This is a genomic window from Tenacibaculum sp. TC6, from assembly GCF_050606265.1.
Lineage (GTDB): Bacteria > Bacteroidota > Bacteroidia > Flavobacteriales > Flavobacteriaceae > Polaribacter.
Map to the genome: position 1 here is coordinate 122,930 of NZ_JBOCUK010000001.1, position 25,026 is coordinate 147,955.

The 25,026-nt window shown below is 33.1% G+C and carries 21 protein-coding genes and 1 pseudogene; 17 read left to right on the forward strand and 5 right to left on the reverse strand.

Going from position 1 to position 25,026, the window contains the following annotated elements; translation table 11 throughout:
- Positions 1 to 17 precede the first annotated feature (17 nt).
- The 10 genes from lpxD to fabG all read left to right on the forward strand — a co-directional run bounded on the left by lpxD (position 18) and on the right by fabG (position 10,785).
- Positions 18 to 1,058, forward strand: coding sequence for a UDP-3-O-(3-hydroxymyristoyl)glucosamine N-acyltransferase (lpxD, locus tag ACQY1Q_RS00560; protein WP_431003327.1), 1,041 nt, complete (start codon positions 18 to 20; stop codon positions 1,056 to 1,058).
- Positions 1,051 to 2,442, forward strand: coding sequence for a bifunctional UDP-3-O-[3-hydroxymyristoyl] N-acetylglucosamine deacetylase/3-hydroxyacyl-ACP dehydratase (locus ACQY1Q_RS00565; protein ID WP_431003328.1), 1,392 nt, complete (start codon positions 1,051 to 1,053; stop codon positions 2,440 to 2,442). Before lpxD ends, ACQY1Q_RS00565 begins: the two co-directional genes overlap by 8 nt.
- A 5-nt stretch (positions 2,443 to 2,447) precedes the next feature.
- Entirely contained in the window at positions 2,448 to 3,233 is a 786-nt protein-coding gene (lpxA, locus tag ACQY1Q_RS00570; protein ID WP_431003329.1) for an acyl-ACP--UDP-N-acetylglucosamine O-acyltransferase, read from the forward strand.
- A gap of 15 nt (positions 3,234 to 3,248) precedes the next feature.
- Positions 3,249 to 3,815: an elongation factor P gene (gene efp, locus ACQY1Q_RS00575; protein WP_431003330.1), complete on the forward strand. Its 567-nt coding sequence runs from the start codon at positions 3,249 to 3,251 to the stop codon at positions 3,813 to 3,815.
- A gap of 102 nt (positions 3,816 to 3,917) precedes the next feature.
- Entirely contained in the window at positions 3,918 to 4,496 is a 579-nt protein-coding gene (locus ACQY1Q_RS00580; protein ID WP_431003331.1) for a hypothetical protein, read from the forward strand.
- 6 nt (positions 4,497 to 4,502) lie between these two features.
- The gene (locus ACQY1Q_RS00585) at positions 4,503 to 5,423 is read left to right on the forward strand and encodes a UDP-3-O-(3-hydroxymyristoyl)glucosamine N-acyltransferase (protein ID WP_431003332.1); all 921 of its coding nucleotides are present in this window, start codon (positions 4,503 to 4,505) and stop codon (positions 5,421 to 5,423) included.
- Positions 5,424 to 5,499: 76 nt separating this feature from the next.
- Entirely contained in the window at positions 5,500 to 6,375 is an 876-nt protein-coding gene (sucD, locus tag ACQY1Q_RS00590; protein ID WP_431003333.1) for a succinate--CoA ligase subunit alpha, read from the forward strand.
- Between the two features lie 119 nt (positions 6,376 to 6,494).
- Positions 6,495 to 6,731 (forward strand): hypothetical protein, encoded by a 237-nt coding sequence (locus ACQY1Q_RS00595; RefSeq protein ID WP_431003334.1) that lies wholly within the window; start codon positions 6,495 to 6,497, stop codon positions 6,729 to 6,731.
- A gap of 191 nt (positions 6,732 to 6,922) precedes the next feature.
- Positions 6,923 to 9,892 carry a M16 family metallopeptidase gene (locus tag ACQY1Q_RS00600; RefSeq protein ID WP_431003335.1) on the forward strand — a complete coding sequence of 990 codons (2,970 nt, stop codon included), beginning with the start codon at positions 6,923 to 6,925 and terminating at the stop codon, positions 9,890 to 9,892.
- A 146-nt stretch (positions 9,893 to 10,038) separates the two neighbouring features.
- The gene (gene fabG / locus ACQY1Q_RS00605) at positions 10,039 to 10,785 is read left to right on the forward strand and encodes a 3-oxoacyl-[acyl-carrier-protein] reductase (RefSeq protein ID WP_431003336.1); all 747 of its coding nucleotides are present in this window, start codon (positions 10,039 to 10,041) and stop codon (positions 10,783 to 10,785) included.
- Between the two features lie 77 nt (positions 10,786 to 10,862).
- Here fabG and ACQY1Q_RS00610 read toward each other — a convergent pair whose 3' ends face one another.
- A complete protein-coding gene (locus ACQY1Q_RS00610; protein WP_431003337.1) occupies positions 10,863 to 11,510 on the reverse strand; it encodes a DUF937 domain-containing protein in 648 nt (215 codons plus the stop codon).
- A 132-nt stretch (positions 11,511 to 11,642) separates the two neighbouring features.
- On the opposite strand from ACQY1Q_RS00610, the gene ACQY1Q_RS00615 reads away from it, so the two are divergent.
- The 7 genes from ACQY1Q_RS00615 (at position 11,643) to ACQY1Q_RS00645 (ending at position 17,971) form a co-directional block, all read left to right on the forward strand.
- Complete coding sequence (locus ACQY1Q_RS00615) at positions 11,643 to 12,968, forward strand: dicarboxylate/amino acid:cation symporter (protein WP_431003338.1); 1,326 nt, start codon at positions 11,643 to 11,645, stop codon at positions 12,966 to 12,968.
- A gap of 83 nt (positions 12,969 to 13,051) precedes the next feature.
- Positions 13,052 to 14,083, forward strand: a complete 1,032-nt coding sequence (gshB, locus tag ACQY1Q_RS00620; RefSeq protein ID WP_431003339.1) for a glutathione synthase — start codon at positions 13,052 to 13,054, stop codon at positions 14,081 to 14,083.
- On the forward strand, positions 14,073 to 14,915 hold the full coding sequence (locus tag ACQY1Q_RS00625) for a sulfurtransferase (protein WP_431003340.1): 843 nt from the start codon (positions 14,073 to 14,075) through the stop codon (positions 14,913 to 14,915). Before gshB ends, ACQY1Q_RS00625 begins: the two co-directional genes overlap by 11 nt.
- Positions 14,916 to 14,917: 2 nt before the next feature.
- Positions 14,918 to 15,247: a hypothetical protein gene (locus ACQY1Q_RS00630; protein WP_431003341.1), complete on the forward strand. Its 330-nt coding sequence runs from the start codon at positions 14,918 to 14,920 to the stop codon at positions 15,245 to 15,247.
- On the forward strand, positions 15,247 to 16,074 hold the full coding sequence (locus ACQY1Q_RS00635; RefSeq protein ID WP_431003342.1) for an N-formylglutamate amidohydrolase: 828 nt from the start codon (positions 15,247 to 15,249) through the stop codon (positions 16,072 to 16,074). The genes ACQY1Q_RS00630 and ACQY1Q_RS00635 overlap by 1 nt, the downstream gene beginning before the upstream one ends.
- Positions 16,075 to 16,101: 27 nt before the next feature.
- Complete coding sequence (locus tag ACQY1Q_RS00640; RefSeq protein ID WP_431003343.1) at positions 16,102 to 17,262, forward strand: flavohemoglobin expression-modulating QEGLA motif protein; 1,161 nt, start codon at positions 16,102 to 16,104, stop codon at positions 17,260 to 17,262.
- Between the two features lie 382 nt (positions 17,263 to 17,644).
- A complete protein-coding gene (locus ACQY1Q_RS00645) occupies positions 17,645 to 17,971 on the forward strand; it encodes a hypothetical protein (RefSeq protein WP_431003344.1) in 327 nt (108 codons plus the stop codon).
- A gap of 315 nt (positions 17,972 to 18,286) precedes the next feature.
- Here the strand turns inward: ACQY1Q_RS00645 and ACQY1Q_RS00650 are convergent.
- The 4 genes and pseudogenes from ACQY1Q_RS00650 to ACQY1Q_RS00665 form a co-directional block, all read right to left on the reverse strand.
- Positions 18,287 to 19,177, reverse strand: a pseudogene (locus ACQY1Q_RS00650) (alpha/beta hydrolase); the annotation flags it as partial.
- A gap of 100 nt (positions 19,178 to 19,277) precedes the next feature.
- On the reverse strand, positions 19,278 to 21,998 hold the full coding sequence (locus ACQY1Q_RS00655; protein ID WP_431003345.1) for an alpha-amylase family glycosyl hydrolase: 2,721 nt from the start codon (positions 21,996 to 21,998) through the stop codon (positions 19,278 to 19,280).
- A 78-nt stretch (positions 21,999 to 22,076) separates the two neighbouring features.
- The gene (locus tag ACQY1Q_RS00660; RefSeq protein ID WP_431003346.1) at positions 22,077 to 23,438 is read right to left on the reverse strand and encodes a SusE domain-containing protein; all 1,362 of its coding nucleotides are present in this window, start codon (positions 23,436 to 23,438) and stop codon (positions 22,077 to 22,079) included.
- A gap of 19 nt (positions 23,439 to 23,457) precedes the next feature.
- Positions 23,458 to 25,014: a RagB/SusD family nutrient uptake outer membrane protein gene (locus ACQY1Q_RS00665; RefSeq protein WP_431003347.1), complete on the reverse strand. Its 1,557-nt coding sequence runs from the start codon at positions 25,012 to 25,014 to the stop codon at positions 23,458 to 23,460.
- Between the last annotated feature and the right edge of the window lie 12 nt (positions 25,015 to 25,026).

Consider the following 25,026-nt stretch of genomic DNA (forward strand, 5'->3'; position numbering starts at 1 on the left):
AATTACTTTTGCCACTAATGAAATTTACAGCAAAACAAATAGCCGAAATATTAGAAGGAGAGATTGTAGGAAATCCAGAGGCTGAAGTATCAAAATTATCTAAGATAGAGGAAGGAGAAGCAGGCGCTTTAACTTTTTTATCAAACCCTAAATATAACCACTATTTATACACTACAAAAGCAAGTGTAACAATAGTAAATAAAGGTTTTACCTTAGAAAAACAGGTTGAAACAACATTAATAAAAGTAGAAGATGCCTATAAAGCGTTTTCTAAATTATTAGAGTTTTATAATGAAGTAAAAAATAATAAAACAGGTAGAGAAAACCCTAGTTTTATAGCTGCATCGGCTAGCATAGGAGCAAATGAGTATATTGGAGCCTTTACTTACATTGGAGAAAATGTGAAAATAGGTAACAATGTAAAAATCTATCCAAATTCCTACATTGGTGATAATGTAGTTATAGGAGATAATTGTACTTTATTTGCCGGCGTAAAAATATATTCAGAAACACAAATCGGAAATAATTGTAAAATTCATTCGGGCTGTATAGTAGGGTCGGATGGATTTGGTTTTGTACCTGACGAACAAGGTGAGTACAAAGCAATACCTCAAACAGGAAATGTAATTATTGAAGATAATGTTGATATTGGGGCAAACTGTACCATAGACAGAGCTACATTAGGATCAACTATCATAAGAAGAGGGGTTAAATTAGATAACCAAATTCAAATTGCACATAACGTTGAAATAGGCAAACATACGGTAATAGCTTCACAAACAGGTATTGCAGGCTCTACCAAAGTAGGAGAACATTGCATGATAGGAGGTCAAGTAGGAATTGTAGGTCATATTTCAATAGGAAATAATGTAAAAGTCCAAGCACAATCAGGTATTGGACGAAACTTAAAAGACGGAGATGTAGTTCAAGGATCTCCCGCTTTTGGTTATTCTGACTTCAATAAGTCATATGTGCACTTTAAAAATTTACCGAACATAGCAACAACAATTCATAAAATTGAAAAAGAGTTGAATACTCAAAAAAATAAAAATGAGTAAAAAACAAACAACAATTAAAAATGAGATAACATTATCTGGTGTAGGATTGCATACAGGTAATGAGGTTACAATGACTTTTAAACCCGCTCCTGAGAACAGCGGTTTTGCTTTTATACGTATTGATTTGGAAGGAACACCTACAATTGAAGCAAAAGCAGAATATGTAACCAATACTCAAAGAGGTACAAACCTAGAAAAGAACGGAGTACAAATACAAACATCTGAACATGTATTAGCAGCAGCGGTTGGGTTAGGTATAGATAACCTAATTATAGAAATGAATGCTTCTGAACCTCCGATTATGGATGGTTCTTCTAAATTTTTTATAGAAGCTTTAGAAAAAGCTGAAATAGTTGAGCTAAACGCAGAAGTAGAAGAGTATGTAGTTAAAGAAGTTATTACTTACAAAGATGAAGCTACAGGAAGTGAAATTATTTTGATGCCTGCAGATGAGTATCAAATAACCACTATGGTAGATTTTGGTACTAAAATATTAGGAACTCAAAATGCTACTTTAAATACAATTTCAGATTTTAAAGAAGAAATTTCTGCAGCAAGAACATTTAGCTTTTTGCATGAAATTGAAATGTTATTAGAGAATGATCTAATTAAAGGAGGCGATTTAAACAATGCTATAGTATATGTTGATAAAGAATTGTCAGATGAAACTATGGTAAGGCTTAAAAAAGCTTTCAAAAAAGATAATATTTCAGTTAAACCTAACGGAATTTTAGATAACCTGACTTTACGTTGGGCTAATGAAGCAGCTCGTCATAAATTATTAGATGTTATAGGAGATTTAGCTTTAGTAGGTGTAAAAATTAAAGGTAAGGTAATAGCAAATAAGCCTGGGCACTCTGTAAATACATTATTTGCTAAAAAATTAGCTAAAATCATTAAACAAGAGAAAAGAAATAATGTACCTTCTTTTGATTTAAATGAAGAACCGTTAATGGATATTCATAAAATTATGAATATTCTTCCACATCGTCCGCCATTCTTATTAGTTGATAGAATTTTAGAACTATCAGACAGACACGTTGTAGGAATGAAAAATGTAACGATGAATGAAAATTTCTTCGTAGGGCATTTCCCTGGAGCACCTGTTATGCCGGGGGTGTTACAAGTTGAAGCAATGGCTCAATGTGGTGGTATATTAGTACTAAGTACCGTGCCGGATCCGGAAAACTACTTAACGTACTTTATGAAAATAGATAATGTTAAGTTTAAACAAAAAGTATTACCAGGAGATACTTTAATTTTTAAAAGTGAGTTGATAACTCCTATAAGAAGAGGGATAGCCCATATGCAAGCTTATGCTTATGCAAACGGAAAATTAGTTTGTGAAGCAGAGTTAATGGCTCAAATATCAAAAGTAAAATAATAAATATGAATCAACCTTTAGCTTACGTTCATCCCCAAGCTAAGATAGCTAGAAATGTAGTAATAGAACCTTTTACAACTATTCACGCCAATGTAGAAATTGGTTCGGGTACTTGGATAGGATCTAATGTAACTATTATGGAAGGAGCACGTATAGGAAAGAACTGTCGTATTTTTCCGGGAGCAGTAGTTTCAGCTATACCTCAGGATTTGAAGTATAATGATGAAGATACAACTGTTATCATTGGCGACAATGTAACCATCAGAGAATGCGTAACTATTAACAGAGGAACAGCAGACAGGATGAAAACAGTTATAGGTGATAATTGTTTAGTAATGGCTTACAGCCACATAGCGCATGACTGTATTGTTGGTGATAATTGTATTTTTTCCAATAATACAACATTAGCAGGTCATGTAAATATTGGTGATAATGTTGTACTGGCAGGAATGGTAGCCGTACATCAATTTGCCTCTGTAGGAAGCCATGCTTTTGTAACCGGAGGTTCTTTAGTACGTAAAGATGTTCCTCCGTATGTTAAAGCCGCCAGAGAGCCTTTATCTTATGTTGGAATTAATTCAGTAGGATTAAGAAGACGCGGGTTTACTTCGGAAAAAATTAGAGAAATTCAAGATATATATAGAATATTATATCAAAGGAACTACAACAATACACAAGCTGTAGAAATTATAGAAGCCGAAATGGAAGCTACACCTGAAAGAGATGAAATATTACAATTTGTAAAAGATTCTCATAGAGGTATAATGAAAGGATATTTTAAAGCAAGTTAAATATATATAGAAATAATGGCAACAACATCAGATATTAAAAAAGGATTGTGCATTAAATTTAATCATGATATTTATAAAATCATAGAGTTTTTACATGTTAAACCGGGTAAAGGACCGGCTTTTGTTAGAACCAAATTAAGAAGCGTTACTTCAGGTAAAGTACTTGACAACACTTTTTCTGCCGGGCACAAAATAGAAGACGTACGTGTAGAAACTCATAAATTTCAGTTTTTATATGCAGAAGGTGAAGACTTTCACTTTATGAATACTGAAGATTACAATCAAATCACTTTATCTAAAAATACATTAGATGCACCAGATTTATTAAAAGAAGGAGAAGTAGTAACCGTTTTAATAAATGCTGAAGATGGAGTTCCATTATCTGTAGAAATGCCTTCTCATGTTATTTTAGAAGTAACGCATACAGAGCCAGGTGTTAAAGGAAATACGGCAACAAATGCTACAAAACCGGCAACAGTTGAAACAGGAGCCAGAATTAACGTGCCTTTATTTATTAATGAAGGAGATAAAATAAAAATAGACACAGAAAAAGGAGCTTATTCTGAACGTATTAAAGAATAAACTTAACAAATAATAAAAAAGAGGAGAATACATAAATTCTTCTTTTTTTTTCTCTAATTCAAAGCATAAAGCGTAAAAATCTCATCTTCTGAGTAAAAAATAATGAAAAAAATAGCTATTTTATTAATTATCACAGTAATATTCAGTTCTTGTGATAAAATTACAAACAATGATACATCTAAAAAGGAAGAGTTAGCAGTTGAAGAATTTAATGATATTAACATTAATGATCTTTACACCATAAAAATACCAAAGTATATGAAAGAAATGAAGTCGTTGCATGATGAGGCTTCATTAAAATATGCCAATATTTTTAAAGAAACATATACGATTGTTCTTGATGAAGATAAGCAAGAGTTTATTGATGCTTTTTTAAGTTATGAAATGTATGATGAAACCAAAACACCTCTAGAGAATTATGAGGAAATTCAATCAAACAACTTTAAAGAATCAATAGATGAAGCAGAAATTATTCTGATAGGAAAGAAAAATATAAATAACAGAGCAGCAAAACAATACTTGATAAAAGGAAAAGTAGACGGAATAAAAATTGAATATATTATTACGTATATCGAAGGAGATAAAAATATGTATTTAGTCATGTCATGGACATTAGATCATAGAATGAAGAAATACATTGATACGTTTAAGTTTACACATAACTCATTTAAATTGTTGTAATTTCTTATGAAATTTAAAGAACCGCAAACCTTAAAGCAAATAGCATCGTTATTAGATGTTGAATTTGTAGGAGAAGAGAATTTTCCTGTAACAGGTATTAATGAAATTCATGTAGTTGAAAGTGGTGATATTGTTTTTGTAGATCATCCTAAATATTATGATAAAGCATTAACCTCTAAGGCAACTACTGTATTAATTAATAAAAAGGTTGAATGCCCAGAAGGAAAAGCTTTATTAATTTCAGATGATCCATTCAGAGATTTTAATAAACTAACAAAACATTTTAATCCGTTTATAGCCTCAAAAAGCAGTATTGCTGATACAGCACATATAGGAGAAAACACAATTATTCAACCTAATGTGTTTATAGGAGAGAATGTTCACATAGGAAAAAACTGTCTAATACATGCCAATGTAGTAATTAATAATAACTGTATAATAGGGGATAATGTAACCATACATTCAAATACAGTATTAGGAAGCGATGCTTTTTACTATAAAAACAGACCGGAAGGTTTTGATCAATTAATTTCTGGAGGAAGAGTTGTTTTAGAAAATAATGTTCATTTAGGCGCTTCTTGTACAATAGACAGAGGAGTAACAGGTGATACTACTATTGGAGAGGGTACAAAAATTGATAACCAAGTACATGTTGGTCATGACACTGTCATAGGAAAAAAATGCTTAATTGCAGCACAATCAGGAATAGCCGGGTGTACTGTAATTGAAGACGAAGTAACTATTTGGGGGCAAGTAGGTATAATTAGCGGATTAACAATAGAGAAAGGTACAGTGCTTATGGCGCAAACAGGCGTATCTAAATCTCTTAAAAAAGGAACTTATTACGGAACCCCTCAAAGAGAATACAGACAAACGCTTAGAGAAGTGATTTATTTAAAAAATGCAACTAATAAAGATAAAAAGTAACATAAAATTAATTGTGAAAACTCAATTAAAAGAGTATTTTTGTCTGACTTTTTAAAAAATATTAAAAAACAAACCAATGAGTGTTTTAGTAAATAAAGATTCAAAGATTATAGTACAAGGTTTTACTGGAAGCGAAGGAACTTTCCATGCAGGTCAAATGATTGACTACGGTACTAACGTAGTGGGAGGTGTTACTCCGGGTAAAGGAGGACAAGAGCATTTAGGAAAGCCTGTTTTTAATACGGTTGCAGAAGCAGTACAAAAAGTAGGAGCAGATACTTCTATTATTTTCGTACCACCTGCATTTGCTGCAGATGCTGTTATGGAAGCTGCTGAAGCTGGAATTAAAGTAATCATTTGTATTACTGAAGGAATTCCTACAGCTGATATGGTAACAGTAAAAGCATATATCGATGCTAAAGAAAACTGTACTTTAATCGGACCTAACTGTCCGGGAGTTATTACGGCTGATGAAGCTAAAGTAGGTATTATGCCAGGATTTATCTTCAAAAAAGGAAAAGTAGGTATTGTTTCTAAATCAGGTACTTTAACATACGAAGCTGCTGACCAGGTTGTAAAACAAGGTTACGGTATAACTACAGCTATTGGTATTGGTGGAGATCCAATCATTGGAACCACAACTAAAGAGGCTGTTGAATTATTAATGAATGATGATGAAACTGAAGCTATCGTAATGATAGGAGAAATCGGAGGTAATTTAGAAGCAGAAGCTGCTCGTTGGATTAAAGCTGATGGAAACCGTAAACCGGTAATTGGTTTTATTGCAGGTCAAACTGCACCGGCAGGTAGAACAATGGGGCACGCAGGAGCTATTGTTGGTGGAGCAGATGATACAGCTCAAGCAAAAATGAAAATTTTAGCTGAAAATGGAGTACACGTTGTTGACTCTCCGGCTAAAATTGGTGAAATGGTAGCAAAGGTATTAGCATAAGATTTTACATTTTTTGTAAAATAAATGTTAAATCTATAAAATTTAACTATAAAAAAGTCCATTGATTTTAAAAGTTCAATGGACTTTTTTATATTAGCGTAAATTTTAAAAATATTATTATGAAATTAAATCAATTAAAAAATCTTGGAAAAGAGTTAACAAAAAAAGAATTAATTAATGTTGCTGGAGGAGATATGGAAGTTGGCTATATATGTGGTAACGGTCAAACAGGTAGGCTAACAGGAATAAATGGTAGTACAGATTGGGATGGAATGATTGAATCTGCTTGTGGAGGTTCCGGAGGTACTCAAACTTTTAGAAGACCAATTAGTCCAGATGATCGTTATTTTAATTAATTATTTAGATTATTTAATTATAAAACGCAATAGGCAAAATATGTTTATTGAGTTTTCTTTTGAAAAAAGAATCTAAAAATGTTTTAATGAAAGTTAAAAAAATACTTAATTAACATAATTTAACTTTTCAAAATCCGTTGAATGTGTAAAATCGACGGATTTTTTTATTTAATCAAACACGTTAATCAATTATGACAAAATTTAAAATACTGTTTTTCAGTGTAGTATTTATAGCCTTGGCAAGCTGTAAACAAACTACTACTACAGAAAATGAAGTAAAAACGGAGCAAAAAACCGATGCCAGCGGTTTAACTTATGAAACAGTAACAAATGACCCTACAGGGCTACGTTTGTATACATTAGACAATGGTTTAAAAGTATATTTAAGTAAAAATACAGATGAACCAAAAATTCAGACCTATATTGCGGTTCGTGCAGGATCTAACTATGACCCTAAAAACTCAACAGGGTTAGCACACTATTTAGAGCACATGGTATTTAAAGGAACCCATAAAATCGGAACGTTAGATTGGGAAAAAGAAAAAGAATACCTTCAGAAAATCTCAGATTTATATGAAGCACACAGAACTGAGGAAGATGCAGAAAAGAAAAAAGAGATCTATAAAGAAATAGATAAAGTTTCTTTAGAAGCATCAAACTATTCAGTAGCTAATGAATATGATAAAATGACGGCATCATTAGGGGCTACAGGAACCAATGCACACACATCTTTTGAAGAAACAGTGTATCAAAATAAAATTCCTGCTAATGAATTAGACAAATGGCTAGATTTAGAAGGTGAGCGTTTCAGCACATTAGTATTACGTTTATTTCATACAGAATTAGAAGCTGTTTTTGAAGAGTTCAACAGAGGTCAAGACAATGATGGTTGGAAATCATATTTTGCTATGTTAGAAGGTTTATTCCCTAATCACCCTTATGGTCAACAAACAACGATAGGTACAGGAGAGCACCTTAAAAATCCTTCTATGGTTGATATTCATAACTATTTTGATAAATACTACGTACCAAATAACATGGCTGTTGTTTTAGTAGGAGATTTAGATTTTGATGCAACAATAAAAAAGGTAAATGAGGTTTTTGGAAAATTTGAGAAAAAAGAATTAACGCACCCTACCTTACCAAAAGAACAACCTATTACACAACCGGTTATTAAAGAAGTTTTCGGACCCACAGCTGAAAATATATCAATATCATTTAGAAGTAATGGTTCAAATTCTGAAGATGAAAAATATGTGACTTTATGTGATATGATTATGGCTAACGGAAATGCCGGTTTATTAGATTTAAACTTAAATCAAAAACAGTTAGTACAAAGAGCTAGTTGTTATCCAACATTTAATATTGAATATGGATACCACACTTTTACAGGAAGACCAAAATCAGGGCAAACACTTGATGAAGTTAGAGATTTGTTATTAGAACAAATAGAAAAGTTAAAAAAAGGAGAGTTTGATGAATGGATGATTGATGCTGTTGTAAATGACTTAAAGTTAAGCAGAACACGTCAATATGAAAATAACACAGCTTTAGCCAGTGCTTATTATAACGCATTTATTCAACGCGAAAATTGGGAGGATAGAGTTAAATTTTTAGATGATTTAAAGAAAATAACTAAGCAACAATTAGTTGATTTTGCAAACAAGTTCTATCAAAACAATTATGTCTTGGTATATAAAAGAAAAGGAGAAGATAAGAATATTTTTAAAGTAGAAAACCCGGGAATTACTCCTGTAAACTTAAACAGAGACAAAGCTTCAGAATACATTCAAGCATTCAATAAAATAGAGTCAGCTCCGTTACAACCTAAATTTATAGATTATAAAACGGCTATTAAAGAAACTAAAACAGCTAATGATATTAACGTATCATACGTTTTAAATGAGAAAAATGACTTGTTTGACCTTAATATCATTTTTGATATGGGGAAAGACAATAATAAAAAATTAAGCTTAGCTGCCGGATATTTAGAGTATTTAGGAACTGATAAATATTCTGCTGAAGATATCAAAAAAGAGTTCTATAAATTAGGAATCGATTATTATGTAAGCGCTCAAGATGATAAAACGTTTGTAGGGCTAAGAGGATTAAAAGAAAACTTAGCTAAAGGTTTAGAGCTATTAGAAGATTTATGGGATAATGCTAAAGCAGATCAAGAAGCATATGATAAATATGTAGAAAAGATTTATAAAGAGCGTCAAGACGGAAAAACTCAAAAAGGAAATATTCTTTGGGGTGGGTTAATGAACTATGGAAAATATGGTGAAAACTCGCGCTTACGTGACATTATGCAGATAGACGAATTACAAGCAATTAGTCCTGAAGAATTAGTTAACATTATAAAAGATATGAAAAACTATAAGCAACGTATCTTTTATTATGGTAAAGATGTTGAGGCAGCAGTAGGTGCTTTAAATACACATCATAAAATTTACGGAGACTTAAAAGACTATCCGGAAGCTAAAAAATATGAAGAAATCGAAACAGGAGGTAACGTATTCTATACAAACTACGATATGGTACAAACTGAAATGTTATTCTTAGCTAAAGGAAAACCTTTTGATCCTAAAAACTTAGCAGCTTCTACTTTATTTAATACCTATTTTGGTAGTGGTTTATCATCTATAGTTTTCCAAGAAATAAGAGAAAGTAAATCATTAGCGTATTCAGCTTTTGCAGCATATGATGATGCTGATAAAAAAGACAGCCCTAATTATGTATTAGCTTACGTAGGTACTCAAGCAAATAAATTATCTCAGGCAGTTGATGCTATGATGGATTTAATGAATAACATGCCGGAAGCTGAAAAACAATTCAATGCAGCAAAAGAAGCTACGTTGAAAAAAATAGCGGCGCAACGTATTACAAAATCTAATATTTTCTGGTCGTACGAAAGATTAAAGAAATTAGGAATTGATAACGATAACCGTGAAGAAATGTATAACACCATTAAAAATATGACTATTCAAGACTTAAAAGGATTCTTTGACGGTAATATTAAAGGTGAATCATACAACGTAATGGTAATTGGTAATAAGAATGATTTGGATGTTAAATCACTTCAAAAACTAGGAAAAATTACAGAGTTAGATGTTGATTATCTGTTCAATTACGTAGATAAAAAAGAAGTTAAGCAATAAGTAGCTTACTTACTTAAAACCATAAAAGCTCACAGAAATCATACTTTGATTCTGTGAGTTTTTTTATTTAGGAATAATTTTAAAACAGAGTTTTTTTAAAGTACGTTGTATATAGTATATTTGCTTTCAGTTAAAACAACTAATAAATGAAACTTTTAGAAAATAAAACAGCAATTGTAACGGGAGCAACCAGAGGGATTGGTAAAGGAATCGTTTTAGAGTTTGCTAAGCAAGGATGTAATATTGCATTTACGTACAGTTCATCTGTAGAAGCTGCAAACGCATTAGAAAAAGAATTAACAGACTTAGGAGTAAAAGCTAAAGGATATCAATCAAACGCAGCAGATTATGAAGCAGCGCAAGAGTTAGCTAAAAATGTATTAGAAGAGTTTGGAACAATTGATGTTTTAGTAAATAACGCAGGAATAACAAAAGATAATTTATTATTACGTATTTCTGAAGAAGACTTTGATAAAGTAATTGAAGTAAACTTAAAATCAGTTTTCAATTTAACTAAAGCTGTTATTCGTCCTATGATGAAACAACGTGCAGGTTCTATCATTAACATGAGTTCTGTAGTTGGATTAAAAGGAAACGGAGGACAAGCAAATTATGCAGCATCTAAAGCAGGAATCATCGGTTTTTCTAAATCTGTAGCTTTAGAACTAGGGTCGAGAAACATTAGAAGTAACGTGATTGCTCCGGGATTCATTGAAACTGAAATGACTGCCAGCTTAGATGAAAAAGTAGTAGAAGAATGGAGAAATGAAATTCCGTTAAAAAGAGGAGGAAGCCCGGAAGATATTGCTAACGCATGTGTTTTCTTAGCTTCAGATATGAGTTCATACATTACCGGACAAACCTTATCTGTTGATGGAGGTATGTTAACCTAAAAACATCGGTAATTAAAAATAAAAAAAACCAGTTTCGTTTTGAAACTGGTTTTTTTATTTTTATATCTATAGAAAGCTTATTTCTTTCCAAATAAACCACCTAACAATCCGCCAAGTAAACCACCTCCTGATTTTTGCTTGCTTCCGCCTAAAACCATTCCGGCAACATCATCAATAACACTTCCGTCACCATCAGCATCTAAAATTTTCTCTAAGAAGCTTTGTTCTCTTTCTGTTGAATTACCTCCTAATAAGCCTCCTAACAAGCCTCCAAGGTCTCCTGAGTTATTTACTCCGTTTTGTCTGGTTTGCTTACCTAAAACCCCCATTAAAATAGGAGCTGCGGTTTTTAAAATACTAGCTACGTCACTTGAACTGATTCCTGCTTTCTGACCAATTACTTGTTCAACACCTTGTTGCTTATTGCCTAAAACGTGACCTAAAATTTTACTCCCGTCTTGTAACACATCAGCATTAACACCACCACTAAATAAATCACCTAAGTTATCTAAAATACTTCCGTCATGTTTATTTGATAAAGCACCCATTAACCCCTCAGCACCCTCAGGAGTTGACGCATTTCGTTGCATCGCTTTCATTAAAACCGGCAAAGCCATGGTTAAAACACTGTTTGTTTTGTTGGTGTCTTGCCCTGTAGAGTTGGCTACACCTGAAATGATAGTTTTACCTAAGTCACTGTTTAATAAGTCTAAAATACCTTCCATTATCTGATTTATGTTATTAGGGTTAGTAAAATGTATTTCTAATTCTGAGACACAAGGTACAAATTTTAGGTCACACTTTTTTTTAAATAATTATTTATACTTTTAGCATTTCGAAATATTAATCTGATTTATATGAAAAAATTAGCACTACACTGGCAAATTTTAATAGGAATGTTATTGGGGATTTTATTTGGTTTAGGAATGACCTATGTTGATGGTGGTTCTACTTTTGTTAGCAACTGGATAAAACCTTTAGGAACTATTTTTGTAAAATTATTAAAACTAATAGCTGTTCCTTTAATCATTGCCTCTTTAGTGAAAGGTATTTCAGATTTAAAAGATATTTCAAAGTTTAGAAACATAGGATTAAAAACTATTTTTATTTATATAGGAACAACGGTTCTAGCTATTACACTTGGACTGTTACTGGTAAACGTTGTTAAACCGGGAGACGGAATCTCAGAAGAAACTATTCATAAACTTACAGAAACCTATGCTAATAGCGGAGGCGTACAAGAAAAGATAGCAGAAGCTACTAAACAACGATCAAGTGGTCCGCTACAATTTATAGTAGATATGGTACCCGATAATGCTATTAAAGCAATGGGAAGCAACAAATCAATGCTACAGGTTATTTTCTTTACCATATTTCTAGGGCTTTCTATGTTATTAGTTGGAGAAAAGAAATCAAAACCCCTAAAAAAGTTTTTTGATTCATTAAATGAGGTAGTACTTAAAATGGTAGATCTTATTATGCTATTTGCACCTTACGCCGTATTTGCCTTATTAGCAAATGTAGTAGTCTCTTCTAATGATCCGGATTTGTTAGTAGCTCTATTAAAATACGCTTTAACTGTAGTAGGAGGATTAATTCTTATGGTTATTGTGTATATGGTGCTAATAAGTGTATTTACTAAAAAGAATCCTTTATGGTTCTTACAACAAATAAGTCCGGCACAATTATTAGCTTTTTCAACCAGTTCCAGTGCTGCCACATTACCGGTTACGATGGAACGAGTAGAAGAACATGTTGGAGTAGATAAAGAAGTATCAAGTTTTGTACTTCCGGTTGGAGCTACCATTAATATGGATGGTACCAGTTTATACCAGGCCGTAGCTTCAGTATTTATAGCGCAAGCATTAGGGTTCGATTTAACATTCGGAGATCAATTAACCATAATTTTAACCGCTTTATTAGCCTCTATAGGTTCAGCAGCAGTACCGGGAGCCGGTATGGTTATGTTAGTTATTGTATTGGAAGCTGTAGGGTTTCCTGCAGATAAATTAGCCATAGGTTTGGCCTTAATTTTTGCGGTTGACAGACCTTTAGATATGTGTAGAACTGTTATTAATGTAACGGGAGATGCTACCGTGGCTACTTTAGTGGCTAAATCTGTTGGAAAATTAGGAAAACCACAGCCTAAAAATTGGGATGACAATTATGACGAGGTTAAATAATTGTTAGCTAGTAAATAAGGTATTGAATTAAATAGTAAATTTAGAAAGATTATATAAAAACTGAAGAAATAATACACACATAAATGAATATATGCTTTTTAATGTATCCTTGGGGAGAAATTAATCCGGAGAAAGATTCTACATTAACATTAATACACGAAAGTGTTAAGAGAGGACATGGAGTAGCCATTTGTACACCTTCTAACTTAACCATTCGAAATAGTATTACCAGTGCATTTTGCTCTATTATCAATAGAATGGATAAAGTACCTATGAGTATCAAATCATTCTATAAAAAAGCAACGCTTAGAGAAGAAATGCTGCCTTTAGCCGGATTTGATGCCATTTTTATGAGAGGAAATCCACCCTTGGATCCGTTAATGCTTAACTTTTTAGACTCTGTTAAAGATGATGTTTTCATTATCAACTCAGTAGAAGGAATGAGAGAAGCCAATAATAAATTATACACGGCTGTTTTTGAAGATCCTAATAATGAAATCATTCCTGTAACGCATGTTTCAAAAAACAAAGAATATTTAATAAAAACCATTGAAGAATCTAGCTCAGATAAAATGATTCTTAAACCATTAAACGGTTATGGAGGCTCAGGAGTTATTTTAATAGAAAAAGCGGCCATGAGTAATATAAATTCGTTATTAGATTTCTATATAAACAAAAGTGATGGTTCTTCAGACTATGTAATTTTACAAGAATATATTGAAGGTGCCGATAAAGGTGACGTACGTATTTTATTACTTAACGGAGAGCCTATTGGAGCTATGAAAAGAATTCCGGGTGAAAAAGATCACAGATCAAACATAACAGCTGGAGGAAGAGTTGCTAAACATAGACTTACTAATGCTGAAAAAACACTATGTAAAAAAATAGGACCTAAATTGGTAAAAGACGGACTTTATTTTGTAGGGTTAGATGTAATCGGAGGTAAGTTAGTAGAAGTAAATGTAATGAGCCCGGGAGGAATTTCTTACATCAACAAAGTTTCTAAAGTAAAACTACAAGAAAAAGTAATTGATTTTGTAGAAATGAAAATTGCCGAAAAAAGTGCTTCTTTTACCAGAGTAGCCAATTTAAAACGTAAAGTTAATGAAGCTTAAGATACCAAATTTTGTTGTAGAACCTCAGTGGTTACATACAAACCTTGAAGCTGAAAATTTATTGATTTTAGATGCCACAATACCAAAAGTGGGCACTAATACCAGCGAAGAAAACCCTAAAAAACAAATTAAAGACGCTGTATTTTTTGATATAAAGAATGTGTTTTCAAACACGGCAGCCATGTTTCCGAATACCATACCGGATGCTGAAAAATTTGAAGCAGAAGCTCAAAAATTAGGCGTAACCAAAGAAACATGTATTGTAGTATATGATGATTTAGGAATATACTCTTCACCCAGAGTTTGGTGGTTATTTAAAACTTTCGGATTTGATAATATTGCCGTTTTAAATGGCGGATTACCGGCTTGGATACATGAAGGGTATGCAACGGAAACTCCTCAAAACTCTATCAGAGCTAAAGGAGATTTTAAAGCAGAATACCATCCAGAGAATGTGAAGTTTACAGGAGATATTTTAGATGCTATAGACGCAAATAACACCTGCATTTTAGATGCACGCTCAAAAGGAAGGTTTGAAGCTACGCAACCGGAACCCCGAGCAGATTTGCAAGGAGGCCATATTCCTACATCTAAAAATTTACCTTTTACCGAGTTACAAGTTTCCGGTAAAATGAAAAAAGCGACTGAATTACACACCATTTTTACACAACAAAATACCTCAGAATTGCCTTTAATTTTTACTTGCGGTTCCGGAATTACAGCCTGTATTCTTGCCTTAGGTGCTGAATTGGCCGGAATAAAAAATTACAGTGTATATGATGGTTCTTGGACAGAGTGGGCTAGTACTCCCGGCTTACCAATTGAAAAATAAAGATGGATACAACGTGGACTAAAGAAGAGTTTACAACTTACGTATTATTGTTTGTAGCTCATTGTAATCATATTGAAACAAAAGAAGAAAGTGATTACATTATTTCAAAAATAGACGAAAAACTATACAATAAAGTTCATACAGAAATTGTAATGGACGGTGATGAAGACATAAAGCTGAATAAAATTAAGGAGTATTTAGAAGAAAATAAATATACCGAAGACGAAAAAAAACAGCTACTTTCTGATATAAAGGATGTAATTTTTGCTGATGGCACAGTAGATCATTCAGAAAGAAAAGTATTTATGTTTTTAAAGAAAATTTTAGATTAATGGAAAGGCTAACAGTTGCTGAAATTATTCAAAAAATAGAAGAAGGGAAAACTTTTGAAGCCGTTTCTTATGAATACTCTTTTACCCTAAAAATTGAAGCCTATGTACCTTATGTGTGCGCAGCAATACATGACGGGCATCAATTTAGAAAAGAGTTATGGAACTACTGCTTACATACTGAATATGAACGTTGGTATGAAGAAGACCCAGCTACTAAACAAATGATACAGTCTCACCCCATAGTTATTGCCGGTTTAGATTCGCGTTTTGAATACGATTTAAACAGAGCCCCGGAAACGGCTATTTATACGGATGCTTGGGGTAAACAATTATGGAAAGAACCGTTACCTGATACAATGAAGGCGGTTAGCCTACAAAAACATGCCGACTTTTATGCAATAGTTTCTGCTTTATTAACAAAGTTAGAAGCTATGTTCGGAACCTGTATTGTGTATGATATGCATTCATATAACTGGAAACGATGGGACAGAGAAGTACCTACTTGGAATTTAGGTACGGCAAATATTGATACCGAAAGATTTAAAGATGAAGTTGAAGCATGGCGTTCTATTTTAGAAAAAATGCCACTCCCTAACGGAATTCCGTCAACTTCTCGTATCAATGATACTTTTCAAGGTAATGGCTATTTTTTAAAATACATTACGCAGCATTTTGCAAATACATTGGTGTTAGCAACTGAAATAGCTAAAGTATATTGTGATGAATTAACGCAGGTAATTTATCCGGAAGTAGTTAAAGCCGTAGAACACTATTTAACTACAGAACTGAAAGCGCATGCATTACAGTTTAGACAAAATCATACATAAATAAGCTACTTTTAAAGACGATTTTTAATGAAGAACAAGGTAGAAATGGCTGATAAGGCCTTGTTGGATATAGATAAGAACATAGATAAATTGGTTGAAAAAATAGAGCTCTTAAACTATGTAAACCCAACCAATATAGAAGCAGAAAAACAAGCATTTTTTAGTTCTAACTACTTAATAGATCCTGTTTTTATTTATCCTGAAAAAGATTTTGATAAGTTTAAAATTCATAAACGTTTTTTTACGCAACCCATAGAGCAGATAGAAGATGAGAGAATCCGAAATTTATATGAAGATATTATCTATTTCTATTCCGGTGTGGTGCGCTGTATAGAAACTATTGGAGAAGGTAAAAAATTTTATTACAACAGCTTACAATCATTTGGTTCACCAACAGAGCAGGAGGTAGAGAATGCTAAATTTATTTTGCATTTTGAAGAAGAAGATCAAAACAACCCTGTTTTTACTCCAAAATACACTCCCGATCAAGCCAAAAAAATCTTTAAAGAATATGCCGGGCGTTATGACTTTTCTTTTAAGATAAAAGAATCTTCAGCTATGGGAGCCATTGCCATGGTATTAAATAATATACAAACCTTAGTACTCAATAGCCATCACACCTTTACCGAAAATGAAATGGGCATACTAACCAATCATGAAATAGGTGTGCATATGGTAACTACAATGAATGGTTTACTGCACCAGTTGAAAATATTTTCACACGGTTTACCTAATAATGTAGAAACCCAAGAAGGCTTAGCGGTATTTAGCGAGTATATGTCGGGTAATTTAACCATTAAACGCTTAAAAGAGTTAGCATACCGTGTAATAGCTGTTGACAGTTTAGCAAAAGGATATACTTTTTCTCAAACATTTAGAATGCTGCATAACTCTTATGACTTAGAAAAAGAGCAAGCTTTTTATATTACTACCAGAGTACATAGAGGAGGAGGGTTTACTAAAGATTATTTATACTTAACAGGCTTAAAAAAAGTATATGATTACTACAAATCCGGGAATGATTTAAGTATTTTACTAACCGGAAAAGTATCGTTAAAGTATGCAGAAGACATTCAGTACTTAATAGATCAAGGGTTTGCAGTACCTTCTAAATTTATTACAGATTCATACGCACAGAATAAAAACACTAATAAGACCATAGATTTTATTTTAGATAATTTAAAGTAACACCCGATCTATCCTGCTATAACCCTAAGTCTGATCCTTTTTTTTCAAAAGAAGATATGGTAAGCTTACTGTACAATTAATACAATGGAGTATATACAATTCCATCAAGCGAAATAGCTGATACAACCGTGTGTATACAATTCCATTAGGCGGAATAGCTGATACAACCATGTGTATACAATTCCATCAGGCGGAATAGCTGATACAACCGTATGTATACAATTCCATTAAGCGGGGCTCTTGATACAATCTAGTGTATATGTTTCCATTATACGGTACTAATAATACTATATAATGGATATAATTTTATTAGGCTTAAAGCGCTAAATGTTTTTTAATAAAATACTGTATATTTGAGTATTAATGAAAAAGTATTGTCAATATGGAAAAGAAACTTCACACAGGTAAGTTAATTTCAGAGTGTATAAAAAGTAACGATATAAGAACAGTAGTTGTTTCAAGAAAACATGGAATAGCATTAAGTTCGTTACATCGGTTTTCTAAAAGCTCACATTTATTAAGCAGTAATTTATGGAAGTTATGTTATGCTTTAGAGTATAATTTTTTTGCTGACATAGCAGAAATGCTTCCGGATTCTTTTAAAAAGGCATCAATTAATCCAAAAGACCTAGAAATTCAACGATTACAGAAAGAAAATGAAGATTTAAAGATTCAGATTACTTTATTAAAAGAATTACTTTCTAAGTAAGGAAAAGAGAGATAATCGTTAATTTAGCGTGAGTTCTATATAACTTTTGTTTTTACATCTATGTAATATATTGATTATGATTTTAATAAATCCTTATTGTTCATTTTCTTTGCTTGTCCAAAGAAAACGAACCAAAAGAAAAGACACTTTTACGAGGAATTTTTAAACTCCGTTTAAAACCATCTGAAAAACACTGCGTCGTTTTACTCCTGATTTTCAGTGCTTTTTCAGATTATTCTGCGTAAAAGGAGAGCAAAGCTTTGCTTTGCCTGCTACAATTCTTACGTCAAACTTACGTTAATTTAATTAGCTGAATTATTCATTTAAAAAATCAATAATTTTTTTTAAGGTTATTTTGGCTTCTTTCATAACCGGTAAATACGGCCAGATATGAGGCATGTTTTTTCCTTCAATAATCTCTAAATCTGTATGTGATTCTTGTAATTTACCAATAGCTAATTTAGCATCAGGATACATAATGTCATTTTCAGCAATAACAACTAATGTTTTAGGAAAGTTTGTAAAACTACCATAAAGCGGAGATATAAGAGGACTTTTTAAGCTAATGTGTTGGGCACACATTTTCTTAGCACTAATAACTCCTTTCATGGAAAGCATTACATCTTTTTTAGCTGCTTCTACAATATCCGGATTTGTTAATGAAACATCCATTACAGGTGAAATTAAAATAATTTTTTTGGGTAATTTAAGTTGTTGTTGCACCAACTGTTGTACTAATAAAGTAGCAAGGGTTCCTCCGGCTGAATCTCCTATTAACGCAATATTATCAGCGCCATAATTGTTTACAGCGGCTTTATAAACAGCATGAATATTATCAGTTATTTTTGTGATATCATTTTCAGGAGCCTTAGGGTAATTACATAACCAAGTATTATAGTTGGTTGTTTGGGCTATTTTTTTAATCACATCCCAATGATGTTGTACAGGACCGGAAACAAATGCACCTCCATGTATAAAAAGCAGTAATTTGGTATTGTCTTTTTTAATATTTATTTCTGTAATACCAGTGTTAAGAATAGTAAATTGCTGTATTCCTTTTTGTTTAAAAAACCGACTCTTGGGTTGGTAACAGTCATGTTTTCTTAGCTTGTGATAAGGTATGGGAGTAGTGCTAAAAATTTTTTTAAGTCCCATTAGTTTAATAACCCAAATGGTGATATAGTATGACAAGCTCTGTTTCATTACGGTTGTATTTTTGGATGAAAGTAACGAATAAACCTAAAAGAACAAAGCCCACTTCATAAGATACGAAGCAGGCCTTGATACCAATTCACAATTAACTAACCTATTCTATTAAAAGTCTTTTAAACAGTTTTTGATTACCTTGGGTAGTAATTTGTACAAAATACATACCCGGTGTTATCTTTGAAATATCGTATGCTTTATTTTTAGAGAAAGTACCTTTAAATTCCTTTATTAACTTTCCAGACACATCATACATCAAAACTTTTTGTACTTCGGTATTGATATAGAATGTTGTATTTCCGGGTACCGGATACAAAGAAATTGTATCAGATACGCTAACATTATCGTCTGTAGATAAAGGATTTTCTAACGGAGTAGTACTGTACAAACGGTATTCTCCGGGTTGTAGGGTAATTCCTTCAGTAGGAGTTGTTACCGTAATACTTGAGTTGGTAAAAAACTCATACCAAGTACCTGTGGTAGAAAAATTAGGATTGATAGTTTTGGCTACCACATCAAAATTACCTAAAACCACTACGTTGTTTGATGCATGGTTTAACGTAACTCTTTTGGCTAATCCGCTAACATCTAAAGTAACGTCTGTAGTAGAAAATACTTCGTGTTTCTTTTTTAAGGCTATTAATGTAGCCCAAATATCATAAATCTTTTTACGTTCTGCTATGGTATAATAATCCCATTTTACAGGCTTTCTACCGGTTCTCCCGTTTTGGTCGATACTCATATCATATCCAAGCTCTCCAAACTGCCATATCATTTTAGGCCCCGGTATAGTGAAGAAAAATACCCCTGCCAATTCTTCACGACTTAAGGCCGTGTTTAAATTTTTTACGCTGTAACTACCGTTTGCATTACCGTATTGCAGATTTTTATACATTAATCGCTCTTCATCATGGCTTTCCATATAAGTAACCAAATGAGGCGCGGTAAAATCTCTGGTTTTATAGTACCCCCAGGCAATATCAGCATCAGAACTATATCCCATTGTATTTTGATTGTAGTTATGCGTCATTTTTCCCCATAACATCATTCCTGCGCTGGCTAAAGCCTTTTCTTCAGAATTATCTGCTAAATGTTCAAGAATAATATAAAAATCATTTCCATGGTTGGTCCATACATAGTTGGCATAATCGGTTAATCGATTGATACGATCTTGATTATACGCATTTCCCCATTGATCACCGGAAGTAGGGTAATAGGTATTGGTAAATCCTTTGGTAAAATCGAAACGGAAGCCATCTATTTTATATTCATTAATCCAATAAGACATTACATTTTTAAAATATTGCTGCGTATAGGCAGATTCGTGGTTAAAATCGAACCCAAAGCGTAAAGCACCGTTTTGAAAGTTATGATCATCATTGTAAAACGGATTGTTACTGGTGGTTCCGTTAGCTGCGTTATAATCATACATTTGCAATAAAGGGCATTGGCTATACGAATGATTAAACACTACGTCAACAATAACCGCTATACCACGTTGATGACATTTATCAATAAGCTCTTTAAACTTATTTTGAGTTCCGTAAGCTTTATCTAAAGCAAAAAACTGAGATACGTTGTACCCCCAACTATCATTTCCTTCGAACTCGTTTACCGGCATTAATTCAAGAGCATTAATACCTAAGCCCTCTAAATAATCCAATTTATCTATAACGGCTTGGTAACTATCATTTTCAGAAAAATCACGTACTAAAAGCTCATAAATAACCAAGTTATCTTTAGCCGGCTTACTAAATGACGTAGTTTGCCAAGTATAAGGTGTTTTTGTTATGGTAAAAGTTGAAACAATACCTGAAGCTCCGGATGGAAATTCTTTCAAATTCGGGTAATTAGAAGGAGAGATGTACTGATCATTAGCTTCATCTAATACTTTTTCGGCATAAGGGTCTGCTACCTTTTTATCATAATCAATAAAATATTGGTAGGCATACTCTTTTGTCTCATCTAAACCATTAACGGTTATCCAAAAGTAATCTCCGTCCTTTTTCATTTGATAGTCTTGCTGTAAACTCCAATTGTTAAATTCTCCAATTAAGAAAACATCTGACTTTTGCGGTGCTAATAAGATAAAAGTTGCAGACTTATCAGCATTTATAGTAACTCCATTAGAAGCCACAGGCTTTGTTTCTGACGTAGTAGGTGTCTTTATATATATATTAATAAGGGTTTCTTTTTGTGTAGTGCCGGAAGTAGCTATAGCCTTAATAGTATGTTGCCCAGTTGTAGTAAAGGTGTACTCTTTGGTAATAGTTTTGGTGTTTGTTGTTGTTTGTATGGCTACGTTGTTAACCTGTAATTCTAAATTAGCAGTAGTAGTAGCTTCTGCTGTAATTGTAATAGTGGCATTAGCATCAAATACTGTGTTAACCGGACTTGTGATTTGAATATTTAAATCTGCTGAAAATATTTTAATATGAATATCCGGTTTGGTTTGTTTTGAACCGTCTCCTGAACGAGCTACCAAATTAATTTCAGTAATTTCTTTTGTGTTTGTTACGCCGTAATAAGCATATACGTTTGTTGTTATGGTAAGTGTATAAGTGTTAGAAGCTGTTTTAGTAAACTTAGGTTGTGTACTGTTGTTTCCCCAACTTCCAATTACGTTTTGCCATTGTGTTCCGTCTACAGTAACACCTGTGTGAGCATAAATATCTCCGGTATAATTTTCTAACTCAGTACCTGTTGTATTTAGTGTTATAATGATTTCATCATTAACCGTTGGTGTACCGGGTGAGGTGGTAACTTGTGAAGAAACCGTATAGTTTATAAGAAGGAGTATGAGTAGGTAAAGTTTTTTCATAATAGAAAAATGTAATAAGGATATATAAAAACTAAAGCCTGTATATGATAACTCATTACAGGCTTTAATTCAAACAAATTATAATGAAGTTATGGTATATTTTGGGTTGGCTGTATCAGTTAAATCCATTACAATTCTGTATTTACCTGCAGTTGAAGGAATGTTAGCACCTCCATTTTCTAAGGTACCGTCATTTCCGTCATCACCATAATTATTCGCCCAATCTTCATTTAATCTAAACTTAATTTCACCATCTAATAAGGTTACGTTATTAGCTACGTACATACCCGGGTTTACTTGCGTAAAGTTAAAATCTGGTCCGCCATTACCCCAATCGTTGTAACCCGAACCTACAATTCCCCAAACATCAGCAGCTTCAATAGTATAGGTGTTATTTTTCAAATCTAAAGTAACTTGATAAAAACCTGCTGTTGAAACAACATTATCACCTCCGGCATCTAAGGTACCATCAGCACCAGAGTCACCGTAATTGGTTCCCCAATCATTGTTTAATCTGAATTTAATTTCACCGTCTAATAATTTTACTCCGGCTTTAAACGTATTCGTTGTATAGTCATAGTGGAATTCAGCATCTGGTCCGCCATTACCCCAATCATTAAATCCTGAACCTACAATACCCCATGAGTAAGCCTCTATGGTATAAGTATTGTTGTTTAGATCTAAAGTAACTTTGTAAGTACCTGCAGTAGATATAATATTGGCTCCTCCGGCTTCTAAAGTACCATCGGCACCATCATCACCAAAGTTATTCGTCCAGTCATTATTTTCTCTGATTTTAATTTCACCGTCTTTTAACGTAACATAAGCAACATATACTTTAGCTGTTTCAGTAGTATAAAAAGGAGCATCAGGTCCACCGTTACCCCAATCATTATATCCTGAACCTACAATACCCCAAGTAGAGATTTCAACTCCTGAACCTTGCGTTACTTCCGGTAGAGTAATGTTCATAACCATAACATCAGAAATACTTTCCGGAGCATCAGTACCTCCGTTACCAACATAAGCTCTTACTCTGAAGTAAATTTTACCCATATTAGGTTTATCATCTGTTGTTGGGTCATTATCTAAACCGGCAGTTTCTGCAAGCATTAATAATTTTTCAACAGTAACGGCCATGTTTGTTTGTCCGGTTGTGCCTAACGATTCAAAATCTGAAAAATCTTCTTTCAGAGATACTTGTAATTCATAAGTAACCTCAGTAGGTACCCCGTCAAAAACTACAGGATTCCACACAAAGCGTTCAGCAATATTTCCTGAAGTTTGAGGAGTGATTATATACTCATTTAAAAGTGTGTTGGTAAATGCCACACTCTCTTTAGGCGCCTGTACAGTAAATTCTAAGTTATCATTATCTTCACAAGCTACAAAGCCTAGAATTAAGATAAACGATGCTATAAGTGATACTATTTTTTTCATGGTGTTTTTATATTAATTATTAATAACCAGGATTTTGTGTTAAGTTAGGGTTTGCTTCTAAAGCAGTTAACGGAATAGGGAAAAGCTTATAGGTATTTGGTATAGCTGTACCGCTAGCTGTATTTCCTTTCCAAGGCCATAGGTAAGTACCGCCTGTAAACATTCCGAAACGAATTAAGTCAGATCTTCTGTGTCCTTCTAAATTTAACTCTCTGGCTCTTTCATCTATGATAAAACTTAAGGTTAGTTCAGCCTGTGTTATGGTTCCGGCTTTAGCTCGGGTTCTTACATTATTAACGTATGTTAATGCTGTTGATAGATCTGCAGAAGCAGCACCTCTTAAAGCACACTCAGCATAAATTAAATAGGCATCAGCCAATCTGAACATTGGAAAATCTGTGTTAGCAAACTCGGTAGAAGTTGTAGAACTGTTTACGTTGGTGTTTCTAAATTTAATAGAAGGAAATCCGTCGGTCCACTTTTTATAGTCTGCCATATCAAAAGAATGCCCTTGAGTCCAGAATAATTTAGCTCTTTCATCAGGACAATTAGTAAGTTGTGTGGCATCTGTTACACCACCACAATATTTTCCGTACCAAGCAGAGGTAGCTCTGTGACCTCCCCATCCGCCGGTAGCGCCATAGTCGTCTAAATTCATGGTATCTGAAGATAAACTTCCGTTAATTATATAGGTAGTGTTCCCATAACTTTGGCTACTTACAGCATCTGCAATTAAAGGGAAAATGATTTCCGGAGAAGAATCGTTATCTCCTGAGAAATTATTAACAAAATTAGGGGCTAAAGAATACCCGCCTTGCTCAATAACTTTTTTAATAAAGGTAGCTGCTTCATTGTACTTAGCTGTTCCTGTATATACCTCTGCATTTAAGTATAATTTAGCAAGTAACATTTGTACTACAGCTTTGTTAGCTCTACCATAACCGTTAGAAGCAGCAATGGTAGGCTCTATTGCTAATAGCTCTGATTCAACATAGTTAAAAAGATCTAATCTTGAAGCTTGTGGTAAGGGTTGAGAAGCACCAATGTTTTCTTCGGTAGCTAATACTCCTTTTCCAAAGGCATCAATTAGGTAATAGTAAGCCAAAGCTCTTATAAAACGAACTTCACTAATAATGTTTTCCTGATCGTTTACCGTAACATTTCTCATGACTGATAAAAGATTATTAGCTTGAGGAATCGTGTAGTAAATACGGTTATATAAATAGCGGAAAAACTTATTGTTTTCATCCCAGTTAGAGGTCGTGGTTAACTGATCTAAACCATCATCACCCCATCTGTTTTTCATGCCATCAGCCGTAAAATCCTGTAGGTTAATAATTCCTCTTAAAAACGGAGATTCTCCAGGGTCATCACTTATATCAGAACTTCCTGGTCCTTGTACACCAGATAAGGCATACGAGGCATACAATCTTGATAAAATACCGGAAATAGCATTAGGGTCTTGTTGTAATAACTCTTCCAAGGTTAATTCAACTTGCGGTTTTGTATTTAAATCATCTAAACAACTAGAAAACGTAGTTGAAATAATGAGTATGAGTATTAGAAATTTTTTCATAATTCTTAAAAA

Excerpts from the sequence above, each read along its gene's own strand:
- lpxD (WP_431003327.1), top strand. The coding sequence starts at position 18 with ATGAAATTTACAGCAAAACAAATAGCCGAAATATTAGAAGGAGAGATT.
- ACQY1Q_RS00565 (WP_431003328.1), top strand. The coding sequence starts at position 1,051 with ATGAGTAAAAAACAAACAACAATTAAAAATGAGATAACATTATCTGGT.
- lpxA (WP_431003329.1), top strand. The coding sequence starts at position 2,448 with ATGAATCAACCTTTAGCTTACGTTCATCCCCAAGCTAAGATAGCTAGA.
- efp (WP_431003330.1), top strand. The coding sequence starts at position 3,249 with ATGGCAACAACATCAGATATTAAAAAAGGATTGTGCATTAAATTTAAT.
- ACQY1Q_RS00580 (WP_431003331.1), top strand. The coding sequence starts at position 3,918 with ATGAAAAAAATAGCTATTTTATTAATTATCACAGTAATATTCAGTTCT.
- ACQY1Q_RS00585 (WP_431003332.1), top strand. The coding sequence starts at position 4,503 with ATGAAATTTAAAGAACCGCAAACCTTAAAGCAAATAGCATCGTTATTA.
- sucD (WP_431003333.1), top strand. The coding sequence starts at position 5,500 with ATGAGTGTTTTAGTAAATAAAGATTCAAAGATTATAGTACAAGGTTTT.
- ACQY1Q_RS00595 (WP_431003334.1), top strand. The coding sequence starts at position 6,495 with ATGAAATTAAATCAATTAAAAAATCTTGGAAAAGAGTTAACAAAAAAA.
- ACQY1Q_RS00600 (WP_431003335.1), top strand. The coding sequence starts at position 6,923 with ATGACAAAATTTAAAATACTGTTTTTCAGTGTAGTATTTATAGCCTTG.
- fabG (WP_431003336.1), top strand. The coding sequence starts at position 10,039 with ATGAAACTTTTAGAAAATAAAACAGCAATTGTAACGGGAGCAACCAGA.
- ACQY1Q_RS00610 (WP_431003337.1), bottom strand. The coding sequence starts at position 11,510 with ATGGAAGGTATTTTAGACTTATTAAACAGTGACTTAGGTAAAACTATC.
- ACQY1Q_RS00615 (WP_431003338.1), top strand. The coding sequence starts at position 11,643 with ATGAAAAAATTAGCACTACACTGGCAAATTTTAATAGGAATGTTATTG.
- gshB (WP_431003339.1), top strand. The coding sequence starts at position 13,052 with ATGAATATATGCTTTTTAATGTATCCTTGGGGAGAAATTAATCCGGAG.
- ACQY1Q_RS00625 (WP_431003340.1), top strand. The coding sequence starts at position 14,073 with ATGAAGCTTAAGATACCAAATTTTGTTGTAGAACCTCAGTGGTTACAT.
- ACQY1Q_RS00630 (WP_431003341.1), top strand. The coding sequence starts at position 14,918 with ATGGATACAACGTGGACTAAAGAAGAGTTTACAACTTACGTATTATTG.
- ACQY1Q_RS00635 (WP_431003342.1), top strand. The coding sequence starts at position 15,247 with ATGGAAAGGCTAACAGTTGCTGAAATTATTCAAAAAATAGAAGAAGGG.
- ACQY1Q_RS00640 (WP_431003343.1), top strand. The coding sequence starts at position 16,102 with ATGAAGAACAAGGTAGAAATGGCTGATAAGGCCTTGTTGGATATAGAT.
- ACQY1Q_RS00645 (WP_431003344.1), top strand. The coding sequence starts at position 17,645 with ATGGAAAAGAAACTTCACACAGGTAAGTTAATTTCAGAGTGTATAAAA.
- ACQY1Q_RS00655 (WP_431003345.1), bottom strand. The coding sequence starts at position 21,998 with ATGAAAAAACTTTACCTACTCATACTCCTTCTTATAAACTATACGGTT.
- ACQY1Q_RS00660 (WP_431003346.1), bottom strand. The coding sequence starts at position 23,438 with ATGAAAAAAATAGTATCACTTATAGCATCGTTTATCTTAATTCTAGGC.
- ACQY1Q_RS00665 (WP_431003347.1), bottom strand. The coding sequence starts at position 25,014 with ATGAAAAAATTTCTAATACTCATACTCATTATTTCAACTACGTTTTCT.